This window comes from Cyclobacterium qasimii M12-11B, assembly GCF_000427295.1.
Taxonomy (GTDB): domain Bacteria; phylum Bacteroidota; class Bacteroidia; order Cytophagales; family Cyclobacteriaceae; genus Cyclobacterium; species Cyclobacterium qasimii.
Genome location: NZ_ATNM01000147.1, coordinates 50,397 through 71,191, shown reverse-complemented (window position 1 = coordinate 71,191; position 20,795 = coordinate 50,397). Strand labels below are relative to the sequence as shown.

The 20,795-nt window shown below is 37.9% G+C and carries 16 protein-coding genes and 4 pseudogenes; 10 read left to right on the top strand and 10 right to left on the bottom strand.

Annotated elements, in window-relative coordinates:
* Nucleotides 1-340 precede the first annotated feature (340 nt).
* Both ADICYQ_RS19300 and ADICYQ_RS19295 read left to right on the top strand, forming a co-directional pair.
* Entirely contained in the window at nucleotides 341-2,140 is a 1,800-nt protein-coding gene (locus ADICYQ_RS19300) for a PAS domain S-box protein (protein ID WP_020889645.1), read from the top strand.
* Nucleotides 2,130-2,537 carry a response regulator gene (locus tag ADICYQ_RS19295; RefSeq protein WP_020889644.1) on the top strand — a complete coding sequence of 136 codons (408 nt, stop codon included), beginning with the start codon at nucleotides 2,130-2,132 and terminating at the stop codon, nucleotides 2,535-2,537. Before ADICYQ_RS19300 ends, ADICYQ_RS19295 begins: the two co-directional genes overlap by 11 nt.
* Before the next feature lie 239 nt (nucleotides 2,538-2,776).
* On the opposite strand, the gene msrA is transcribed toward ADICYQ_RS19295, so the two are convergent.
* The 9 genes and pseudogenes from msrA to ADICYQ_RS29855 all read right to left on the bottom strand — a co-directional run bounded on the left by msrA (nucleotide 2,777) and on the right by ADICYQ_RS29855 (nucleotide 14,927).
* Complete coding sequence (gene msrA / locus ADICYQ_RS19290) at nucleotides 2,777-3,274, bottom strand: peptide-methionine (S)-S-oxide reductase MsrA (RefSeq protein WP_020889643.1); 498 nt, start codon at nucleotides 3,272-3,274, stop codon at nucleotides 2,777-2,779.
* Nucleotides 3,275-3,287: 13 nt separating this feature from the next.
* The gene (locus tag ADICYQ_RS19285; protein ID WP_020889642.1) at nucleotides 3,288-3,569 is read right to left on the bottom strand and encodes a GNAT family N-acetyltransferase; all 282 of its coding nucleotides are present in this window, start codon (nucleotides 3,567-3,569) and stop codon (nucleotides 3,288-3,290) included.
* Nucleotides 3,553-4,761: a bifunctional alpha/beta hydrolase/OsmC family protein gene (locus ADICYQ_RS19280; protein WP_020889641.1), complete on the bottom strand. Its 1,209-nt coding sequence runs from the start codon at nucleotides 4,759-4,761 to the stop codon at nucleotides 3,553-3,555. Before ADICYQ_RS19280 ends, ADICYQ_RS19285 begins: the two co-directional genes overlap by 17 nt.
* Nucleotides 4,762-5,604: 843 nt before the next feature.
* Nucleotides 5,605-7,071 carry a glutamate synthase subunit beta gene (locus tag ADICYQ_RS19275; protein ID WP_020889637.1) on the bottom strand — a complete coding sequence of 489 codons (1,467 nt, stop codon included), beginning with the start codon at nucleotides 7,069-7,071 and terminating at the stop codon, nucleotides 5,605-5,607.
* A gap of 1 nt (nucleotide 7,072) precedes the next feature.
* A pseudogene (gene gltB / locus ADICYQ_RS29390) lies at nucleotides 7,073-11,562 on the bottom strand (glutamate synthase large subunit).
* Between the two features lie 367 nt (nucleotides 11,563-11,929).
* Nucleotides 11,930-13,277, bottom strand: a pseudogene (gene gldE, locus ADICYQ_RS19265) (gliding motility-associated protein GldE).
* 56 nt (nucleotides 13,278-13,333) lie between these two features.
* On the bottom strand, nucleotides 13,334-13,801 hold the full coding sequence (locus ADICYQ_RS19260) for a single-stranded DNA-binding protein (RefSeq protein WP_020889630.1): 468 nt from the start codon (nucleotides 13,799-13,801) through the stop codon (nucleotides 13,334-13,336).
* A 51-nt stretch (nucleotides 13,802-13,852) separates the two neighbouring features.
* Nucleotides 13,853-14,158 (bottom strand): NUDIX hydrolase, encoded by a 306-nt coding sequence (locus ADICYQ_RS29860; RefSeq protein ID WP_498366138.1) that lies wholly within the window; start codon nucleotides 14,156-14,158, stop codon nucleotides 13,853-13,855.
* Nucleotides 14,159-14,417: 259 nt separating this feature from the next.
* A complete protein-coding gene (locus ADICYQ_RS29855; RefSeq protein ID WP_316929326.1) occupies nucleotides 14,418-14,927 on the bottom strand; it encodes an A/G-specific adenine glycosylase in 510 nt (169 codons plus the stop codon).
* Nucleotides 14,928-15,088: 161 nt separating this feature from the next.
* Between ADICYQ_RS29855 and ADICYQ_RS19250 the strand changes: the two are divergent.
* The 5 genes and pseudogenes from ADICYQ_RS19250 to ADICYQ_RS19235 all read left to right on the top strand — a co-directional run bounded on the left by ADICYQ_RS19250 (nucleotide 15,089) and on the right by ADICYQ_RS19235 (nucleotide 18,747).
* Nucleotides 15,089-15,396: pseudogene (locus tag ADICYQ_RS19250) on the top strand (HU family DNA-binding protein).
* 19 nt (nucleotides 15,397-15,415) lie between these two features.
* Entirely contained in the window at nucleotides 15,416-15,988 is a 573-nt protein-coding gene (locus ADICYQ_RS19245) for a hypothetical protein (RefSeq protein WP_020889625.1), read from the top strand.
* On the top strand, nucleotides 15,972-16,238 hold the full coding sequence (locus tag ADICYQ_RS29850; RefSeq protein WP_316929325.1) for a tetratricopeptide repeat protein: 267 nt from the start codon (nucleotides 15,972-15,974) through the stop codon (nucleotides 16,236-16,238). The genes ADICYQ_RS19245 and ADICYQ_RS29850 overlap by 17 nt, the downstream gene beginning before the upstream one ends.
* 176 nt (nucleotides 16,239-16,414) lie before the next feature.
* A pseudogene (locus tag ADICYQ_RS19240) lies at nucleotides 16,415-17,984 on the top strand (Rne/Rng family ribonuclease).
* A 376-nt stretch (nucleotides 17,985-18,360) separates the two neighbouring features.
* Nucleotides 18,361-18,747 (top strand): acyl-CoA thioesterase, encoded by a 387-nt coding sequence (locus ADICYQ_RS19235; RefSeq protein WP_020889621.1) that lies wholly within the window; start codon nucleotides 18,361-18,363, stop codon nucleotides 18,745-18,747.
* A 33-nt stretch (nucleotides 18,748-18,780) separates the two neighbouring features.
* On the opposite strand, the gene ADICYQ_RS19230 is transcribed toward ADICYQ_RS19235, so the two are convergent.
* Entirely contained in the window at nucleotides 18,781-19,017 is a 237-nt protein-coding gene (locus ADICYQ_RS19230; RefSeq protein WP_020889620.1) for a hypothetical protein, read from the bottom strand.
* Nucleotides 19,018-19,088: 71 nt separating this feature from the next.
* On the opposite strand from ADICYQ_RS19230, the gene ADICYQ_RS19225 reads away from it, so the two are divergent.
* The 3 genes from ADICYQ_RS19225 (at nucleotide 19,089) to ADICYQ_RS19215 (ending at nucleotide 20,771) form a co-directional block, all read left to right on the top strand.
* Nucleotides 19,089-19,676, top strand: a complete 588-nt coding sequence (locus ADICYQ_RS19225) for an RNA polymerase sigma factor (RefSeq protein ID WP_020889619.1) — start codon at nucleotides 19,089-19,091, stop codon at nucleotides 19,674-19,676.
* Between the two features lie 107 nt (nucleotides 19,677-19,783).
* Nucleotides 19,784-20,338: a FecR domain-containing protein gene (locus ADICYQ_RS19220; RefSeq protein WP_020889618.1), complete on the top strand. Its 555-nt coding sequence runs from the start codon at nucleotides 19,784-19,786 to the stop codon at nucleotides 20,336-20,338.
* Between the two features lie 55 nt (nucleotides 20,339-20,393).
* Complete coding sequence (locus tag ADICYQ_RS19215) at nucleotides 20,394-20,771, top strand: FecR domain-containing protein (RefSeq protein WP_020889617.1); 378 nt, start codon at nucleotides 20,394-20,396, stop codon at nucleotides 20,769-20,771.
* Nucleotides 20,772-20,795 lie beyond the last annotated feature (24 nt).

Here is a 20,795-nt window from a genome sequence, read left to right as displayed (position 1 = left end):
TGTTTCATTTCCAGCGCAATAATTTATAGTTCATAATTTGAATTTTTAAAACGTATAAATGTTTATCTTGCTATTAAGAAATTAGCTTAGAGCCTTTATATAAGTATTAATCCTTTATTAAGAGCTTGACAGCTGTTATTAATTTCGAAGTAGAAAAAAAGTGGGACAAGAATGGTTGTTTGAATTTACCTGAATTCTATTTCTTAGCTTCCCTTGAGAATTATACAGTGAATTATTGTTAATTTTTATTTCGGGTTGGATTCATTGCTGAGGCTGTCTTTATTCTGTTAGAAATGGATTCAGGTTATTCTTTTAAGCTTTTTGTAAATAATATCTTTTAATGAAAGATCATATTTTAGACAGTACAAGTGATGCAGTAGTTGGTTTAAACCTGGCATGGGAAATTGGCTATTGCAATAAGGCAGGATGTGAATTGTTTGGCTATTCAGAAGCTGAATTGTTAGGAAAAAAATACACGGAATTTTTCAAAAGCAATAGCAACCCTAAATTTGAAGCTATTGTGGAGGCTTTGCTTTTTAATGAAAAAGTAAATTCAATCCGAACTGATTGTATAAATAGGCAGGAGGAAAATCAAGCTGTTTCGATTCAATATTCCCCAATTAAGGATCAAAAAGGAAAAATTGTCGGCATTTCGAGTATTATTCGTTTAGTAAGCCAATACGAGAAGGCAACAAGTAAGGCCCAGGCATTATTAGAAACGGCTCCAGATGCAATGGTCATTGTAAATAAGGTTGGGCAAATCGTTTTGATCAATGCGCAGACTGAAAGACTATTTGGATACAAGAAGGAAGAGCTCTTAGGCAAGGAAGTAGAGTTATTGATACCTGATGAGTTTCTTAAGCATCACAGTGCTCACCGGACCAAATATGCCTCTAAACCCAAAGTAAGAAATATGGGGCAGGGAATGGAGTTGTATGGAAAAAACAAGTCTGGGAATAATTTTCCAGTTGAAATCTCATTGAGTCCATTGCATACGGATACCGATGTTTTTATTTCCGCCGCCATCCGGGATATCTCAGATAGAAAGAAGGCTGAAGATAAGTTTAAAGGTCTTTTGGAGAGTGCTCCTGATGCCATGGTTATCGTGGATAAGGAGGGTAAAATTAAGTTAATTAATACCCAAACAGGGAATATCTTCGGATATAGCAGGGAGGAGCTTATTGGTCAAAAGGTAGAAGTATTACTGCCAAACCGATTTCATAAGGCCCATCCAGGTCACCGGAATAGTTTCTTTTCCAATCCTAAAATGAGGCCTATGGGAGCTGGTTTAGAACTCTTAGGTCTCAGGAAAAATGGGCAAGAATTTCCAGTTGAAATCTCTTTGAGCCCTTTAGAAACCAAAGAAGGGGTTCTTGTCAGTGCTGCCATTAGGGACATTACCGAAAGAAAAATAGCCGAAAGAGCGCTTGAAACCTTTAACCAACAATTGCAGAATAAAAATAAAGAACTTGAACAGTTTGCCTATATCGCTGCACATGACTTGCAAGAGCCGTTGCGAACGGTCATGAGTTTTTCTAGTCTGTTGACCAAAAATTACGGGCATGATTTTGATGATAGAGGGAAGAAATGTTTGGCCTTTATTATGGATTCTTCGAGCCTAATGAGCCAATTGATTAAAGGCTTGTTAGACTATTCACGTATCGGAACAAATACCGAGTTTAAAACGGTTGATTGTAATCTCCTTTTAGAGGAGGTTGAGAAAGAATTTTGCTCCCTTATCGTAGAAACGAATACCTCTTTAATAGTAGATAATTTGCCCGAGATTCAGGGGCTTGAGGAGGAAATGCGACTTCTATTTCAAAACCTGATAAGTAATGCCATCAAATTTAGGGTGCCTGATAGGGCTCCTGAGATAAAAGTGTTTGCCAGTCAAGAAAAGGACTGTTGGAAGTTTTGCGTTGCCGATAACGGTATTGGTATTGCTAAAGAGTACCAAGAAAAGATTTTTGTAATTTTTCAACAATTGCATTCTAAAAAGGAGTACGATGGAACAGGAATAGGGCTTGCGCACTGTATGAAGATTGTTGATTTACATGGAGGTAAAATTTGGGTAGAATCAGAATTAGGTAAAGGAAGTAATTTCTATTTTACTATTTACGACAAAGAGTATGAAGCTTAAAAATATCTTGTTGGTTGATGATGACTCAGCCACCAACTTTTTTCATAAAATTGTTATAAAAAGAACTGGTTTTAGTGGAAATGTAAGTGTAGTAGAGAACGGTTTAGAAGCGGTAGAATTTCTCCAGGATTGCGCTGATGGAAAACATCTTCAACCAGACCTTATATTATTGGATATCAATATGCCCATTATGAATGCATGGGAATTCCTTGAAAAGTTCAAAGAGTTAGCCCTTTCTAAAAGTGGTACTATGGTTATTATAATGCTGTCTACATCACTAAATCCAGATGATGAGCTAAGGGCGAAAAACATAGATGAAATAGCTGATTTTAGACAAAAACCATTGTCGGTTCAATCATTTCAAAAAATTATAGATACCTATTTTAAAGAAGTTTAAGAAGGTATCTATCAATTACTGCTAATCAAAGTCAAGATTATAGGTGTTCTGGTAGAGCTACTAAGGTCTTAACTATTCACTTTTTTGGGATTGCGGTAATCCTTTTAGTACCTTAAATTTGAGCATATTACCTGGTAATAATCATAACTATAGACCCGAATTATGCAACAGTTGACCTGTCACATAATTCGGGTCAAATAATATTTCTAATGAACTTTAGGCTGTCCGAAGGAGGCTATCTATTTTAGAAAGCTTTCCTCAAACCTTTCAAAATGACATGTATATCCGTTAGGGTATTTTACAAGGTAGTCCTGGTGTTCTGGCTCTGCTTCCCAAAATTTGGCAATGGGTTCCAGGGTTGTAGCCACTTTTCCCTCCCATTTTTTTGAGGCATTAACGATTTCAATTACCTCTTCAGCGACAGTCTTCTCTTCCTCATTTTGGATGAAAATAGCTGAGCGATAACTTGAGCCTATGTCATTGCCTTGACGGTCTATCGTAGTAGGGTTATGGATACGGAAAAAATAGTCCAAGATATCTCTAAAGGAAGTTTCATTGGCGTCATAAGTAAGTTCTATTCCTTCTGCGTGTCCAGGGTGGTTTCTGTAGGTTGGGTTTTGATTTTCTCCACCTATGTATCCCACTTCTGTATCTTTAATGCCTTTTTGAGTTCGGAATAAGTCTTCCATTCCCCAAAAGCAGCCACCTGCCAGGTATGCTTTTTTTAAATCTTCCATATATGTTCCTTAATTAATGATTTACAATGTTTTTCCATTTGTCACTTGCCGCAACTACTGCCTTTATATAAGGGCAAATAGCTGTAGCAGTAAGGCCTTCTTTTTCAATTTGTTCCAAGGTTTTAAGCACCAAATCCTTTCCAATGCCTTGTCCCCGAAGCGATTCGGGAACTTCAGAGTGAATTAAGTCTAAGTGATCCTTATTTCTTTTGTACAAAATGAATGCCGAGCGTCCATTTTCTAGCTCAAGTTCAAAACGCTTTTGTTCGGGTTTATGTTTAATTGCTTTGTTCATTGTTCATCTCAGTTTTTATTGTGGAGGATTGTTGCAAGGTTCTGTGAACGGGGCATTTCGATGCTATTTCTCTTAATCGTTCTCTTTGGCTTTCATCCAGGTTGCCAATAAACGATAAAGACTTGGCAAAAACATCCTTGTTTTCCCCATCGACTATTTCTTTACTATGGTTTACATAGGTATATACCTCTTTGAGATCCCACTTTTTACGTTCGGCATAGAGCTTAATGGTCATAACAGTACAGGCCGATAGACCTGCTGACACCAATTCAAAAGGCGACATTCCAAAATCAAAACCTCCAACGCTCTTTGGTTCATCGGCTATGATGCCATGATTTTTAGTATTGATGAAAGTTGTGAAATTATTTTCCGCCAAATTTAAATGCGCCACTATTTGATGTTGATTGGGGTTGGGTGTTTCAAATGGACTTAGGTCTATATATCGGGAAGCCCATGAGGCTATCATGTCACCAACGTAGATGCTATCCTCTTTTTTAGTAAGCAGATGATCTGCATTGTCCAAAGAAACAAAACTCTTGGGGTGCCTGGCATTATGGTAAATTTCATGGGCATTATTGATTCCCACGATTTCATCAATTGGCGAGTGCATTACTAGAATTGGCTTTCTAAGGCTTTTAATGGTTTCGGGCAAATTGTGCTTTTTGAACCCATTGATAAATTCACCACTGATCTTAAATGGTCTACCACCGATCACTACTTCGGCCTCCTCCTCTACTCCCAAATCGTTTGCCTGCCCTTCAAATTGTTTAGTGACGTGTTCGACATCAGCAGGAGTACCTATGGTAACTATTGCTTGTATATTGTCGAGTTTTGCGGCTGCTACAATAGCGGCAGCACCACCGAGTGAATGACCGATCATTAGCGTTGGCGCCTGATAATGCTGGGTAATGTATTTGTTCACCACCAATAAATCTTCCACATTGGCCTCGAAGTGGCTATTGGCAAAATTCCCTTCACTTTTTCCCAACCCTGTAAAGTCAAAGCGTACCACGGCAATTCCTTTGTTATTAAGTGCTTGGCTTATATTTCTTACTGCATTTAACTGGCTCGTGCAGGTAAAACAGTGCGCAAATAAAGCAAATTGTTTCGGCTTTTGATGGTTAGGAAAATCGATGGATGTTGCCAGCTCATTTCCCTTTTCATTAATGATTTTAATTCTATCGGTATTCATTTTAATGGGTTTTAAAAATTAATAGGAGCCTCAGTATTGAAAATATTCCTTCAACAATTGGCGTGTAACACCAGGTATCTATTGTGTTTCACGTAATTCTCATGTTTTCGTCGCAGATATATATCTTTTTCTATGGTTTAATTAGCAATTTTCCAACCGGAACTAAACTTTAGATTTATTTTTTGCGCTTAACTCTACAAATCTAGCCATGTTTAAGGAATTTACGGTAGGTTGAAATACCCTATGTGTTGGCATAATTTCCCCAAGTTGTTTATCAAATTGAAAATAAGGAATTCTCATTTTATTGTCTATTTAAGCGTTGATTCGCCATGGTAGTAATTTGAATTTTTTAGACCCCACTATAAAAAAAGGTTAGTATACCTTTGTATATCAATCGAATGTGGTTTCATAGCAAAGGATAATAGGAAGTGTATTGATTAGGGGAAAAAATTTAATTATAAACTACGTTTTTATTATATTGGTACATGAAATTACTGTAGTCTAATTTAAACTTCAATTCTATGAACCTCATTCCGTTTGTTTCAATAATTTTTATGGTCTTTTATTTGGCAATAATAATCGGCGTTTTTTATTTGATTTATACCTGGGTCAATAAGTTTATTTCTCTAAAAAAAGAGCAGAATGACCTGCTGAGAGAAATAGTAAAGAAAATGGATAAAAGTCAATAGTCAGGGTTAAGCGCCGTGGTTTAGCATTAGGTTTTTGGAATGATTGTTTTTCATGATGGGCCAAACCGATCCCGCCATGAGGAATGGCCAAAAAAAACGGGCAATCCAATTTGGATTGCCCGTTTTCAATTTATAAAATTTTAACTAGACTTACTTAGTCATGAGTTTCTTCATAAGAATAGAATGACTGGTCTCTTCTTGCAAGCGAGGATTCGCCCTGCAAGAATTTGTCAACTTCGACAGCACACTCACGCCCTTCGGCAATGGCCCATACGACTAGGGATTGGCCTCTTCTCATATCACCTGCAAGAAACACCTTTGGAACTGAACTGTGGTAGTTCTTAGACTTTGGAAGGCCATTTTCCAGTAGTTCTACATCAAATGCTTCTAGTAGTCCAGATTTTGGTCCCAAGTAGCCTATGGCTAAGAATGCAAGGTCACAAGGAAGTGTTCTTTCCGTACCTTCGATTTCGAAAAACTGCATTCTGCCGTTTTCTTCTTTCCACTCTATATCTACTACAGTAAGTCCCGTAACAGTACCATTTTCGTCTTTGGTAAACTCTTTAGTAAGTACAGACCAAACCCTATCTGCTCCCTCGTCATGAGAACTTGATGTTCTCAATGTCATTGGCCATTCTGGCCATGGGTTCAATGTATTTCTAGCCTGTGGTGGTTTAGGCAATAGCTCTAATTGAGTAATTGACGCTGCACCATGTCTGTTAGAAGTACCAATACAATCACTTCCTGTATCTCCTCCTCCTATGACAATAACATGTTTTCCTTTCGCGTGGATTGGATTGCTTTCCAATTCACCAGAATTCACCTGATTTTGTCTGCCGAGAAATTCCATTGCGAAATGAACGCCTTTGGCATCGCGGTTATTGATTTTCAAATCTCTTGGGTGCTGTGCACCTGTAGTAAGCACTACGGCATCGAAATTATGAAGAATATTTTCAGCTTTAATATTAAAGCCTACTTCTGTATCCTTGCTAAAAATCACTCCCTCTGCATTCATGACATCAACCCTGCGGTCGATTACCCATTTCTCCAGTTTAAAATCAGGAATACCGTACCTTAACAAGCCACCTACTTCTTTGTCTTTTTCAAACACGGTTACCTCGTGGCCAGCCTGATTTATTTGATCAGCTGCTGCTAGTCCTGAAGGGCCAGAGCCTATTACGGCCACTTTTTTACCCGTTCTTTCTGTCGGTATGTTTGGCTTCACAAGATTTAACTCGTAAGCTTTTTCAGCAATGCTTTTTTCGATCAGTTCGATCGCAACTGGGTCTTTGTTGATACCCAATACACAACTTGCTTCACATGGTGCAGGACAGATCCTCCCAGTAAACTCAGGAAAATTGTTTGTTCCACGGAGTATTTGATAAGCACGTTCCCATTCATTTTGGTAAACGGCATCATTAAAGTCCGGGATGACATTGCCTAGAGGACAACCATTGTGACAAAAAGGTACACCACAATCCATGCACCTTGCTGCCTGGTGATTGAGCACTTTGGGATCCAAAGGCTTGTATATTTCCTGGTAATCCTTTTTCCTTTCTTCAGGTGATCTGGATCCAGGTAGTTGTCTTTTATATTTTAAGAAACCTTCTTTATCCGCCATCTTATACTAATGTTTTAGAATTTTCTAATGCTCTTTTTCTCAATACTTCTTTGTAATCCTTTGGAATTACCTTAATAAACCGTTCTTTACCGGCTTCCCAATCTTCTAATAGTCTAGTTCCGGTATTACTGGAGGTAAGGTCGACATGTTTCAATAGAGAAGTTTTGATGGTTGCATAATCGTCCTCATTCAGGGGATCAATGTCAACCATTTCTTTATTGATATTGCCCAGGTTCTCTTTAAAGATATAGGCAATTCCACCACTCATACCAGCAGCAAAGTTTCTGCCTATTTCACCTAGAATGATTACCAAACCACCTGTCATGTATTCACAACCGTGGTCGCCAATACCTTCTACTACGGCTTCTACTCCAGAATTTCTTACACAAAAACGTTCTCCAGCCTTTCCTTTAATATAAGACTGACCAGAAGTGGCACCATAAAAGGCCACATTACCAATAATAATATTGTCTTCTGCTACAAAATTCGCATTTCGATTAGGGTAAACAATCAATTTACCACCTGAGAGCCCTTTACCGAAGTAATCATTGGCTTCTCCTTCAAGTTCGAAAGTGATCCCTTTGGCCAAAAAGCCACCGAAAGTCTGCCCGGCAGATCCCTGAAATTTAAAGTGTATCGTATTGTCTGGTAATCCAGGACTTCCAAAGAATTTGGAGACTTCATTTGATAACATGGCACCGACTGATCGGTCCACATTGATGATGTCAAAAGTTCCGGTTACTTTATTTGCTTGCTCAAGCGCTGGAGTAGCGGCTTCAATAAGTTTTCTGTCAAGCACTTTTTTCAGTCTGAAATCCTGATCGATTTGCTTGTGAATTCCTACATGGTCCGGAACTTCCACTTTATGGAAAATTGGGCTTAGATCTAATTTATCCCATTTCCAATGGTTCATTTGACCATTCGCTTCTTTTAGGATATTGCTTTGACCAACCATCTCATTAACGGTCCTGAAACCTAAGGAAGCCATGATTTCTCTAAGGTCCTGGGCTAGGAAAGTAAAGAAGTTCACTACATGATCCGGGTTACCCGTGAATAGTTTCCTTAATTCAGGGTTTTGAGTAGCTATACCAACTGGACAAGTGTTCAGGTGGCATTTTCTCATCATTATACATCCTTCTACTACCAATGCGCCAGTAGAAATACCCCATTCTTCAGCACCTAATAGTACTGCAATTGCCAAATCTCTTCCTGTTCTTAGCTGTCCGTCCGTTTGTAAGGTTACTCTGCTTCGAAGATTATTGATAACCAGGGTTTGGTGTGCTTCTGATAAACCAAGTTCCCAAGGTAATCCTGCATGTCTGATAGAACTAAGAGGAGAAGCACCAGTACCACCATCCGCTCCTGATATCAGGATCACGTCAGATTGTGCTTTAGCTACCCCTGCCGCTACAGTTCCTACACCGGCTTGAGATACTAGTTTAACATTTATTCTTGCTTTTCTATTGGCATTTTTTAGATCATAGATTAACTGAGCCAAATCTTCAATAGAATAGATATCATGGTGAGGTGGAGGTGAAATCAAACCTACTCCTGGTGTGGAATGTCTTACTTTTCCGATCCAATCATCTACTTTATGACCTGGAAGCTGTCCACCTTCTCCAGGCTTGGCTCCCTGTGCCATTTTAATTTGTATCTCTGCGGCGTTGGTCAGGTAATTACTTGTAACTCCAAACCTACCGGAAGCCACCTGCTTGATAGCAGATCTTTGCCAGTCACCGTTTTCTTTTTCTCAAATCTTACTTCATCTTCACCACCTTCACCACTGTTGCTTTTTGCTCCAATACGGTTCATGGCTATCGCCAAAGTGCTGTGCGCTTCATGAGATATTGATCCAAAGGACATTGCACCTGTTGCGAAACGTTTTAGTATTGCCTCTACTGGCTCAACTTCCTCTATCGGAACGGATATTCTCTTTTTGAATTCCAATAATCCCCTCAATGTCATTGCATCTTTGGTTTGATCATTGATCTTTTGCGCAAACTTCTTGTACAAATTATAATCTCCCAGTTGGGTAGATTTTTGTAAAAGATGGATGGTCTCAGGATTGAAAAGGTGTTTCTCCCCTCTACGTTTCCACTGATAAATTCCTCCAGCTTCCAATAAAGGGCTTTGGTTTGTAAGCAGTGTGATGTCTCACAAGTACTTCGTCGGCTAGTTCATCGAATGAAACACCGCTTATTCTGCTGACCGTACCTTTAAAGCATCTGTCTATTACTTCAGCTCCAAGGCCGATGGCTTCAAATATCTGTGCACTTTGGTAAGATTGTAGTGTACTGATACCCATTTTGGAAAGTACCTTAAGTAATCCTTTACCAATTGCTTCCTTATAATTCTCAAATAATTTCTTTTGAGTAATCTTTTTGCTCAACATACCAGTGTCGTTGAGCGATATAAGTGTTTCTAAAGCCAGGTAAGGATTGATGGCACTTGCACCATAACCAATTGCTGTGGCAAAGTGATGGGTTTCCCTAATGTCACCTGCTTCTACAACCAATCCTGCTTTCGTTCTCAATTTCTGATTCACCAGGTGATGGTGAACTGCTCCTACTGCCAATAAGGATGGGATAGGTGCGGTATCTTTTTGAGAATTTCTATCAGAAATTATAATAATGTTTTTTCCTTCTCCAATCGCATCTTCTGCAGCCTGACATAATTTGTTTAGGGCTTCCAATAAACGACCAGGCTTGCCATCCGCTTCGAAATGTGCATTCAAAGTTGCTGAATGGTAACCTTTCCCCTCAAGAGTTCTTAATTTTTCGAGGTCTTCATTCAGTAAGACTGGTTGGGAAATATGTACCTGACGAGTGTGTTTGGCACTTTCCTCAAGTATATTAAAGCTTTCACCAATTCTTGTAAACAAAGACATTACCAAACGCTCCCTGATTGGATCAATTGGAGGATTACTTACCTGAGCAAACAGTTGCTTAAAGTAATTGGATATATGCTGACTTTGTTTTGACAGCACGGCCAAAGGAGTATCTGCACCCATGGATCCAATAGGCTCGTAAGCCGTATCTCCCATTGGTGAAAGTATAACCTTTAAGTCTTCTTGGCTGTAACCAAAAATGGTTTGTTTTTCTTGATGTCATCCGTGCTGTAAGGGAAAGAAAGTTCCGTTGGAGCAGGTATCATTCTTAATTTAAGCCTTTCCTTTTTGATCCAGGAATCATAAGGCTTTCTGTTGACTACTTCATCTTTAACTTCCTCATCGAAGGATATTTTTCCTTTCGATAGGTCAGCCAATAACATTCTTCCAGGACTGATACGTCCTTTTTCTATAATAGTGGACTCTCTGATAGGTAGTGCGCCAGCTTCAGAAGAAAGAATCAGACGATCATCAGAGGTTATAAAGTATCTCAATGGTCGAAGACCATTTCTATCCAATGTTGCACCTAGTGATTTGCCATCAGTAAACAATAATGCTGCTGGACCATCCCAAGGCTCTACCAATGAGGCGTGGAATTTATAAAAAGCTTTTTTCTTTTTGTCCATTGTCTTGTTGTCCTGCCAGGCTTCAGGAACAAGCATCATAAGGACATGAGGAAGACTTCTGCCGCTTAGCGCAAGTAACTCAACCATTGAATCCAGGTTTGCAGAATCTGAATTTTTTGAGTTGGTAATTGGCAGTAGCATTTCAAGTTCTTCATCCGTAAAATGGATGGATTTCATCAAGGTCTCCTTGGAGCGCATCTTGTTCAGATTTCCTCGGATGGTATTGATTTCCCCATTGTGTGATAAAAATCGGAAAGGCTGCGCTAGTCTCCAGTTTGGGAAGGTGTTTGTAGAAAATCTGGAGTGAACTAAAGCAATGGCCGATTTAAGCTTGTTGTTTTGCAAGTCTTTGTAAAAGGTCAAAACCTGATCAGTTCTGAGTTGTCCTTTATAGATTAGTGTTTGACTACTAAAGCTGGCAAAATAGAAGGCACTATTAACTCCAGGAATCGTGGAGTTAAGAATACTTGTAGCATAATTTCTAAGTACAAAGAGTTTCCTTTCCAAATCAAGCCCTGAAAGATTGTCTTTGTGCTGGACAAAAACCTGCTCAATATTGGGCATAACTTCTAAAGCTCCTGAACCAGGCACAGTATCATCTGTGGGTACAGCTCTGTATCCGATGAGCTTAAAGCCCAATTCGTTGATTATCTTATTTAAGTTTGATTTGCACTTTTTGTATAGTTGTTTGTTGTTTGGGAAAAACACCATACCAACACCATAGAATCCTTCTTCTGGTAATCCAAAACCTAACCTTTGAGTAACCTCCTTCAGGAATGTATGGGGCAATTGTATCAGAATACCAGCACCGTCACCTGTCTTTGGGTCGCTGCCTCGTCCTCCTCTATGCTCCATATTGCTAAGCATAAGCAAAGCATCACTTATAGTTTCGTGGCTTTTAAGGCCTTTCACATTAACAACTGACCCGATTCCACAGGCATCATGCTCAAACTCTGAACGATATAAACCTTGATTCATTCTGTTAAATTTAATTGTATTTGGTACTGAACTCACTTTGAAAAATTCACAATAAATTTTTCAATTATTAAATTCTAGACAATAAAGGTAAAACAAAAATGAAATAATAGCTGAATAAGAATTAAAAAATTATAATTAAGTCAATGTAGGAACGCCTTAAAATTCTTACTGGAAAAATATAAAATTTCGCAAAAGTATATTGTTTCAGTTAAATTAAGACCTTATTTTGAGAAAGACAGCCCCTTGAATTACGCTTATAAGTCTAAAATTGCCAATTTTAAAATTACGAAAAAAAAGAAAAAATAAGCACTAACTTCTAAAAATTAAACTAGGTCTTTTAATTCAGGTGATTATCTTGATTTTAACGTCAATCAAATTGATCAGGAACATTTTTATCAATCGGTCCATCTAAAACCACTTTTACTTTTTTGATTTTTCTAGTGTCCACAGCCATGATGGTAAACTCAAAATTATCGAATTTTATCTTCGTCCCATTCTTAGGAAGGTTAGAGTTTAACTCAAGTAGCAAACCGCCGAGGGATTCACTTTCACCTTTCACTTCATCAAACAACTGTATGTCTAAATCTAATTTTTTACAAAAATCATTTAGCGATATTTTCCCCTCGAAAAGAAAGGTTTTATCATCCAGTTTTTTGAATAAATATTCCTCTATCTCGTCAAATTCATCATTGATATCGCCTATGATCTCTTCTATAAGGTCTTCCAAAGTAACCAAGCCTGAGGTGCCACCATATTCATCCACTACAATGGCCATGTGAACCCTTTTATTTTGAAATCCTTAAGCAGATCGGCTAATTTTTGTTTTCTGGAATAAAATACCCTTTTCGGATCAGGTCTTTCCAATTGAAATATTCATCATTCTCGATATGATCCAAAAGGTCTTTTATATACAATATACCTTTAATTTGATCTATTGTACCTTCATAAACCGGAATTCTTGAGTAGCCGCTTTTATTGATTTTGTCCATCAGCTCATGGAAATCCATGTCCATATCCACAGCCGTAAGATCCATCCTTGACCGCATTACTTGCTTTACAGATAGGGTCCCAAAATTTACTATTCCCTTAAGAATGTCACGCTCGTTATTACTTGTGTCTACAGAAGTTATTTCTAAAGCATGGTGCAATTCATTTACAGACAAAGAATAACCTTTTTTCTCAATACGTTTTTCGATTACATCACTGATGGCCATTAGTAAATAAGACACAGGAGCTAGAAGCACATAAAAGAAATACAAGAAACCTGCTGTCAGTTTTGAGAAACTAACACTGGCTGCATTGGCGTATACCTTGGGAACAATCTCTCCAATAAACACAATAGAGAAGGTAACGCCTATGGTTTGGAAAAGGATAATTACAATTCCTGTGGCGTCAGTACCAAATATACTCCAGGTGAAGAAAGTGGTAAGGGTAACAATACTGATATTAATAAGGTTATTAAGTATCAGTATTGTACTCAGTAATTTTTGAGGATTTTCTATCAGGGTAATAATTTTACCTGACTTCGAATCCGAAGCCACCCTGATTTCTTCAATATCATCGTGATTCAGAGAAAAAAACGCTACTTCTGAGCCAGAAACTAAAGCTGATACTATCAATAATGCGATAAATAATACCGCATTACCCACCAAATAAACCGGTGATACAGCTATGACATCTGTCAGGAGCAGCAAACTCGGATAGGGGTCGTCCATTAATTTATGAATATAATTTTATGCAAAACTAATGATTTTACCGAATTCCATTACAATTAAAATGGTAAATCATCTGCTTCATTGTCATCACCATCATAGGCTTTGGCAGAAGACGCGTTCATATTTGTATTTGAATTGGGGTTTTGAGCAGGCTGTCCCTGGTTTCCACCTTGAGGATTTTCCGGTCCACTGCTCTTTCCTCCGAGCATGGTGAAACTCTGAACCCTTATTTTTGTTCTTTTACGATTGTTTCCTTGATCATCTTGCCAGGTGTCGGATTTTATTTTTCCTTCAACATATATTTGGCTTCCTTTTTTCAAGTACTGTTCGGCTACCTTTGCTTGTCCATCCCACAGTTCCAAGTCATGCCATTCTGTATTTTCAACACGGTTTCCAGAGCGGTCTTTGTAAGATTCAGTGGTGGCTAGTCTAAGGTTTGCTACTACTTTATCTCCTTCCAAGTGCTTTACTTCCGGATCTGCACCTAGATTTCCCAATAAAATTACTTTATTAACTCCTGCCATTACTAGATTTTAAGGTTTTTTAAAAAGCTGATTAAATATAAACAATTAATATTATTGATTCAAGTACCGGACAATCAATTTAGGTTTGCCGAGTGATTCTAATACGGCTTCGTCTACAAGATCGTATTCATTTGCGATAGCCCAATTCTCAAGCGCAACTTTATGCGTTGCTTTCAATTCTATATTTACAAAGGAAGCAAAAATTCTTTGATGTGTGAGGATGTGTTTGTAGGGTTTTTCAGAACTTAAGCTGTAATGAGGGTCCATAGAATAGAGTGCCGCAGGTAAATTAAGCTTATCAGGATCAATATTCACAATGTCATCTAGTAAAGTGTACTCCTCTAATGGGAAGTCTATCAGGCCTTGCCATATGTCTTTTTCTTTCCGCTTCCTGACAACGGTGTAGTCGCCAATATGAATGTGGAAGTATAAAAAATACCGCGATTTTATTTTACTTTTTTTTCATTGACTGGAAGTGTATTTACCAAATCATATTTTAGGGCATAGCATCCGCTGCTTATTGGACATTGATTGCAATCTGGATTTTTTGGAACACACTGCAGCGCTCCAAATTCCATAATTGCCTGATTGTATTGGTCAGGCGATTTTTTAGAAATTAGTTTATTGGCCAGCTTTTCAAACTCCTTTTTCCTTTGGGGGACGAAATATCCATGTCCAGGCCAAAAACCCTTGCCAATACGCGGAAAACATTGCCATCAAGTACTGCCACTGGCTCTTTATAAGCAAAGGATGCAATCGCTGCTGCCGTATATGGGCCAACACCTTTTAATTTTAGTAACCCGGCATAATTGTCGGGAAATTCCCCATTGTTTTCGTTAACGATGTATCGGGCGCAGGCATGTAGATTTCTTGCTCTACTATAATAACCCAAACCTTGCCATGTCCTTAAAATTTCTTCCTCGGGTGCATTGGCAAGATCTGCCACAGTTGGGAATTTTTCGATAAATGCATGGAAATAGGGCAATCCTTGGGCTACACGGGTTTGCTGAAGGATGATTTCGGATAACCAAATGATATATGGATTCCTTGTCTCTCTCCAAGGCAGATCACGACGATGAAGGGGATACCAACGGAGCAGATTCTCAGTGAAATAGTTGAAACTCAAAATTTTAAAATTTTATTATTCCCAGATAATTGAACAAATGACGCTAATTTTATCGATTTAATTTTTTAATTGAAATGGTTATTGTAAATTTGCACTCCCAAAATTAGTTGGTTAATAGGAGGTTAAGCCTCAATTGAATTACACAAAAAAATATTAAGACAGTGACTAAAGCAGAGGTAATCACAAAGATTTCGGAGAAGACAGGAATCCAAAAGGATGATGTTACACAGACCGTTGAAGCGTTTTTCAAGGTTGTAAAAGATTCAATGGCAGAAGGAGAAAATATCTATGTTAGAGGTTTTGGCAGTTTTATAAACAAAAAAAGGGCTAAAAAAATCGCAAGGAATATCTCTAAAAACACGGCGATTGTGATTGATGAACATTATGTTCCGGCTTTTAAGCCATCTAAATCATTTATTGAAAAAATTAAAACAGTCAAAGCGTTAAAGAATTGGCTCCACAGGACTAAAATTTTGACTAATTAGACTATGAAAAGATCCCAAATTATTTTCGTTGTTGTTGGTATAATAGTTTCTTATTTATTGTATAGCTTACCCATGGTGGTGGTTGACAATGAAGATAAAGGGCTTACTGAGGACGGAAGTGGTTTGGGTTCTGATTCATCAAGTGATGAAAACAACCACGGAAACTCCTTAAGTAGTAGCGATCTTGAAGTCATCGACAAATTGATGGCTGACTTAGACGAAGAGGCTGGTACCGAAAATTTTGTTATATTCGCTGATTCAATTGCTAAAGTTTATCAAAGCGGCGGTAAATTGGATAGTGCAGCATTTTACTTTGGCTTAATTGCTGAAAAGGCTCCAGCTCCTGAGAATTGGGAGAAAGCAGGAAATGCATATTACGAGGCTTTTGGTTTTTCCATGGAAGAAATCAAGACAAAAAGGTTAGGGGATAAAACACGCTTTTACTTGAATAAAGTGTTGGAGGCCGCACCGGACAGACTTGATTTGAAAACAAAAGTAGCAATGACTTATGTTTCCTCAGCCAATCCTATGCAAGGTATTACCATGTTAAGGGGCGTTTTTGGAAGAGGATCCTAAGAATGAAGAAGCACTGTTCAACATGGGCATTTTGTCTATGCAGAGTGGTCAGTACAAAAGGGCTGTTGAGCGTTTTGAAACGCTTGTTCAGTATCACCCCGAGAATATCCAGGGACAATTTTATTTGGGTGTTAGTTTGTTTGAATCCAATCAGAAGAAACAAGCCAAAACTCATTTAGAGGGATTACGTAATAAAACTACAGATCCTCAGATTCTTTCGGGAATCGAGAATTATTTAGATAGATTATAATAAAAAATTGTTAAACTAAAACTATAAAATTATGCCTTGCGGAAAAAAAAGGAAGAGACATAAAATCGCTACACACAAGCGCAAAAAAAGATTGAGAAAAAACAGACACAAGAATAAGAAATAATCTTATTCTTGTGCAACTAACACGTTCTTTTATTTCATAACAGAGACACAGTTTGAGTTCAGAATTATTAATTGATTCCTCTCAAAATGGTAGTCGGATTGCCCTTCTCAAAGACAAAAACTTAATTGAGCTTCATGTTGAAGAAGAAGACAATAAGTTTAAAGTCGGAGACATCTATCTTGGTGCTGTAAAGAAGATCGTAAATGGCTTAAATGCCGCCTTCATTGATGTAGGTTACGAAAAAGATGCTTTTTTACATTACCAGGATTTAGGACCACAGGTTAACAGCTTAAGTAAGCTGGTAAAATTAACCCGAAATAAAAACCATAAAGGTTTCGACCTTAAAGGTTTTGAAAACGAACCTGAGATAGACAAGCTTGGTAAAATAAGCCAAGTCCTGTCTAAAAATAATCAGGTTTTGGTCCAAGTTGTCAAAGAACCGATTTCTACGAAAGGGCCCAGACTATCGTGTGAGCTCTCCCTTGCTGGTCGATACTTGGTATTGGTGCCATTTTCTAACACGGTAAACGTATCCAAAAAAATACGTAGTGCCGATGAAAGGAAAAGGTTATCTCGGCTTATCACCTCCATCAAACCGGTTAATTTCGGTGTAATCATCCGTACAGTGGCAGAAGGACAATCTGTCACCGAATTGGATAAAGATCTTAGGACCCTTTTAGAGTCTTGGGAAGATGGAATGAGAAAGCTTCAAAAAGCCAAAGTAAAAGACAAAATCATCGGAGAAATGAGTTTGGCCTCCTCTATAATTAGAGACCTGCTCAATGAATCTTTCGACGCAATCACGGTAGAGGATGAAGTAATTTATGATCAGATGCGATCTTACATAAGATCCATTGCTCCAGAAAAGAAAAATTGTTAAGCTTTACAACGGAAAAGCGAAGCTCTTTGAAAGTTTTGGTATTGAAAAACAGATCAAAAGCCTGTTTGGAACCACAATTAGTCTCCCCCAGGGCGGTTATCTCATTATTGAGCATACAGAAGCCTTGCATGTAGTGGATGTTAATAGTGGTAACAAATCAAATCAGGAAAGTGATCAAGAAAATACAGGCCTAAAAACCAATATGGTGGCCGTAAAAGAAATTGCAAGGCAACTAAGGCTTCGCGATATGGGTGGAATTATTGTGATCGATTTTATCGATATGAAAAAGGCTGATAATAAAAGGGCCATTTTCGAAGCGATGAAAGATGCAATGAGAGATGATCGATCTAAGAATACGGTACTTCCTCTTACTAAGTTTGGATTGATGCAAATCACCAGACAACGCGTTAGACCTGAAATGAACATAGTAACCAAAGAAATTTGTCCTTCTTGTAATGGTACTGGCAAAATACAAGCCTCCATTCTCGTGGCAGATAAACTGGTCAAAGATTTAGAGCATATTGCAATTCACCAAAACGAATCAAAGATTAAAATTGCACTGCACCCCTATTTACATGCCTATTTTACACATGGCATATTCTCTCAAAGGATGCATTGGTTTTTTAAATATTATAAATGGATCAACCTGGTCAAAGATTCTTCATTACCGGTGACGGAGTATAAATTCCTGGACAATTCAGGAGAACCTTTAGAAATAATTATAAAAAGCGAGTCTGAATAAGACTCGCTTTTTTTTTGCCCTTCCCCTAGAACATACCCCTTTGGCCATAAGAAACCTTCAATAAATTGTTGTAGGCAAAGATCCGTCCGAAGGAATATTATCGGCTTTTTTTAATAGATCAAAGGGCTTAATTCCTGATAGACAAAGGCTAATTTCAACCCAAAGTTTCAACTTCCAAATAGCTTAATTTTAGTACAATTGATTTATTTTCTGATACGGTTTAAGCAAGTTTATTGTCTTATTTAGGTCAAATAGCTATGGTTTTAACAGTATTTCTTAAAGAAGCGGCGTGCTATTTATTTGAATTTTTATTATACCTTTGGGTAGCCTAAACAACCTGATTATTTAATTTTTTATCACCAGGAAATAAGCCAACATGATTCTCGAAGACAAAATCAACCAATCTGAAACCCGGATCTTCAAAGCGGTCTTCCCTAATACCACCAACCATTACGATACCCTATTTGGGGGAAAGGCCATGCAATGGATGGATGAAGTGGCATTTATAACTGCTACCCGCTTCAGTAGACAACATATGGTGACGATCAGCAGCGATAAAATTGATTTTACCAAGCCGATTCCTGCAGGAACAATCATCGAACTTTGTGGTCGGGTGGTTCGCGTAGGCAATACCAGTCTTAAAGTGAGTGTAGAAATTTTTATTGAGCAGATGTATGAAGTCGGGCGTGAAAAAGCCATTTCCGGAACTTTTACTTTTGTGGCGATTGATAAGGATAAAAAACCGGTCAAAATTATTGTTTAATTATTAGGCTTAAGCTTTAGGCTAAAAAGCCCCTTAGTTTTCTTTTGATCCATTGTCATTAAGCCCCTTATTTTTACTGGTAGTATGGAACAGAATTCCCTTCGCTACCTGGAAATGTTGCAAGCGAAAGAGAATCAAGTCGTTTGAAGATTTTAGTACAGTACCACTATGGTAAATTCTCCAAACAGCAACCAATAGATTTTGAACTGATTTAAGCAATTCATTGTATGTCTCTTGCTTATTTTGGGTTAAATACAAAGTCAAAATCATAATCAATCCTTAACATAAATTCTTCTTGGGTCACTCGTGCTAAAGCTAACTTTGCCTTAAATATTAAGCGCATGAAAGCGATTCCAAACGAACAACTGCTTCTTCAGAGAATAAAAAATGAGGATGATGACGCTTCCTTTAAACTGCTTTTTGATGCCTATTGGGAATTGCTTTTTCTTCAAGCCCTTCAAAAAACAAAATCCCAAGATCTGGCGAAAGATCTGGCACAAGAGACTTTTATTGCCTTTTGGAAGTATAGAAAAAGCCTCAAGCAAATTCATAACCTAAAAAGCTACCTGGTTACGATGTTGAAATATCAATTCCTCAAATGGATCGAACAGGAAAAAATCGTTTTTGATGAACTTGATACCGCTGTACCTAATGATGTTTTTATTGATAGGGAGGATGGTTTTAAGATTATGGAATTTAATGAATTGTATGCTTTCCTGATGGATACAATCGATGCCTTGCCTACAAGGAGCAGACAAATTTTTATTCAAAACAGGTTTGAAAATAAAACCGTAAAAGAGTTGGCAGAGACCTATAATGTGGCAGAGTCTACAGTTAGAAATCATTTAAGCCAGGCCAATTCGAAAATTCAAGGACAACTTGAGAACAATCTACTTTCAGTAGTAATCCTTTCCTTAATTATCGTTTGATTTTATTATCAATTTGTTACTAAGTTTATTTTTCTTCATGATTCATTAATGGATTTTGACTAGATAGAAAAGGTGATTTCGAGCTCTTATATACAGAGAGCACATTTATGAATTCTCAAAAAATAATAGAACAAATACGGAAGCTTTTCAACAGAGAAGCAGGGAGCAAACCAGAGGTTGATGAATTAAATCTTTGGTACCAGTCTCTTAATGAGCAGACAGCTATTCCTGAAAATCTTAGCGAAATTAAATCCGATTCATGGAACATTATCCTTGAAAAAACACATCCTATAGATCGGCACCTGAAGAAGAATAAGCATCCATTTTTAAAGGATTGGCTATGGAAGGCCGCAATTTTCCTTGGGATATGTTTTACTTCTTACGGATTGTTAAGCACCTTTTCAGAAGAGGAAACGCCAGTCAAATTAGCAGCTGGGGTTTATACCAATGACATAGGTAAAGTCTCCACCTTTTTTCTACCTGACGGTAGCGAAATTTGGATGAGTACAGGGTCTGAATTGGAGTATGCGGAAGATTTTTCCCGAAATCGTAAAGTTAAACTCACTGGTGAAGCCTTCTTTAAGGTAAAACGCAATCCTGATTTCCCCTTTCAAATCACTACCGGAGCTTTTTTCCACGGTAGTTTTAGGCACTTCTTTTAACCTTAAATCCTATGAAAAGAATGAAATAGAACTTTCTGTTTATTCTGGAAGAGTCATGTTTTTTGATCAGCAATCCCGTGAAAATTCAGCCACACTGGTAAAAGGGGAAAGAATAAGTTGGATGGAAGAGAAGGGAGTAAGTGAGATCCAATTTTTTGATGCGGACAAGCTTCCTGACTGGCGTCAGGGTATGATAACTTTCGAAAATGCTGGATTAGAGGAGATCCAAAGCACTTTAAAAAAATGGTATAAAATACCCATTAAAATAGTGGGTAATGAAAAAAACTGTCATTACAGTGGAGAATTTAACCAAGCAAGCCTGGAGCAAATTTTGGAAACACTCAGCTATGCACTAAACATAACTTACGAACTAAATGACACTTATGTAACAATATACGCTTCACCATGCAAAATAAAATCCGGTGGTAAATGATACCACCGGATAATAGATCGAATG

Coding starts and splice junctions, on each gene's coding strand:
- ADICYQ_RS19225 (WP_020889619.1), top strand. CDS start 19,089: ATGAAAGCGATTCCAAACGAACAACTGCTTCTTCAGAGAATAAAAAAT.
- ADICYQ_RS19300 (WP_020889645.1), top strand. CDS start 341: ATGAAAGATCATATTTTAGACAGTACAAGTGATGCAGTAGTTGGTTTA.
- ADICYQ_RS19230 (WP_020889620.1), bottom strand. CDS start 19,017: ATGATTTTGACTTTGTATTTAACCCAAAATAAGCAAGAGACATACAAT.
- ADICYQ_RS19215 (WP_020889617.1), top strand. CDS start 20,394: ATGTTTTTTGATCAGCAATCCCGTGAAAATTCAGCCACACTGGTAAAA.
- ADICYQ_RS19280 (WP_020889641.1), bottom strand. CDS start 4,761: ATGAATACCGATAGAATTAAAATCATTAATGAAAAGGGAAATGAGCTG.
- ADICYQ_RS19295 (WP_020889644.1), top strand. CDS start 2,130: ATGAAGCTTAAAAATATCTTGTTGGTTGATGATGACTCAGCCACCAAC.
- ADICYQ_RS19220 (WP_020889618.1), top strand. CDS start 19,784: ATGAATTCTCAAAAAATAATAGAACAAATACGGAAGCTTTTCAACAGA.
- ADICYQ_RS19275 (WP_020889637.1), bottom strand. CDS start 7,071: ATGGCGGATAAAGAAGGTTTCTTAAAATATAAAAGACAACTACCTGGA.
- ADICYQ_RS19260 (WP_020889630.1), bottom strand. CDS start 13,801: ATGGCAGGAGTTAATAAAGTAATTTTATTGGGAAATCTAGGTGCAGAT.
- ADICYQ_RS19285 (WP_020889642.1), bottom strand. CDS start 3,569: ATGAACAAAGCAATTAAACATAAACCCGAACAAAAGCGTTTTGAACTT.
- ADICYQ_RS19245 (WP_020889625.1), top strand. CDS start 15,416: ATGAAAAGATCCCAAATTATTTTCGTTGTTGTTGGTATAATAGTTTCT.
- msrA (WP_020889643.1), bottom strand. CDS start 3,274: ATGGAAGATTTAAAAAAAGCATACCTGGCAGGTGGCTGCTTTTGGGGA.
- ADICYQ_RS19235 (WP_020889621.1), top strand. CDS start 18,361: ATGATTCTCGAAGACAAAATCAACCAATCTGAAACCCGGATCTTCAAA.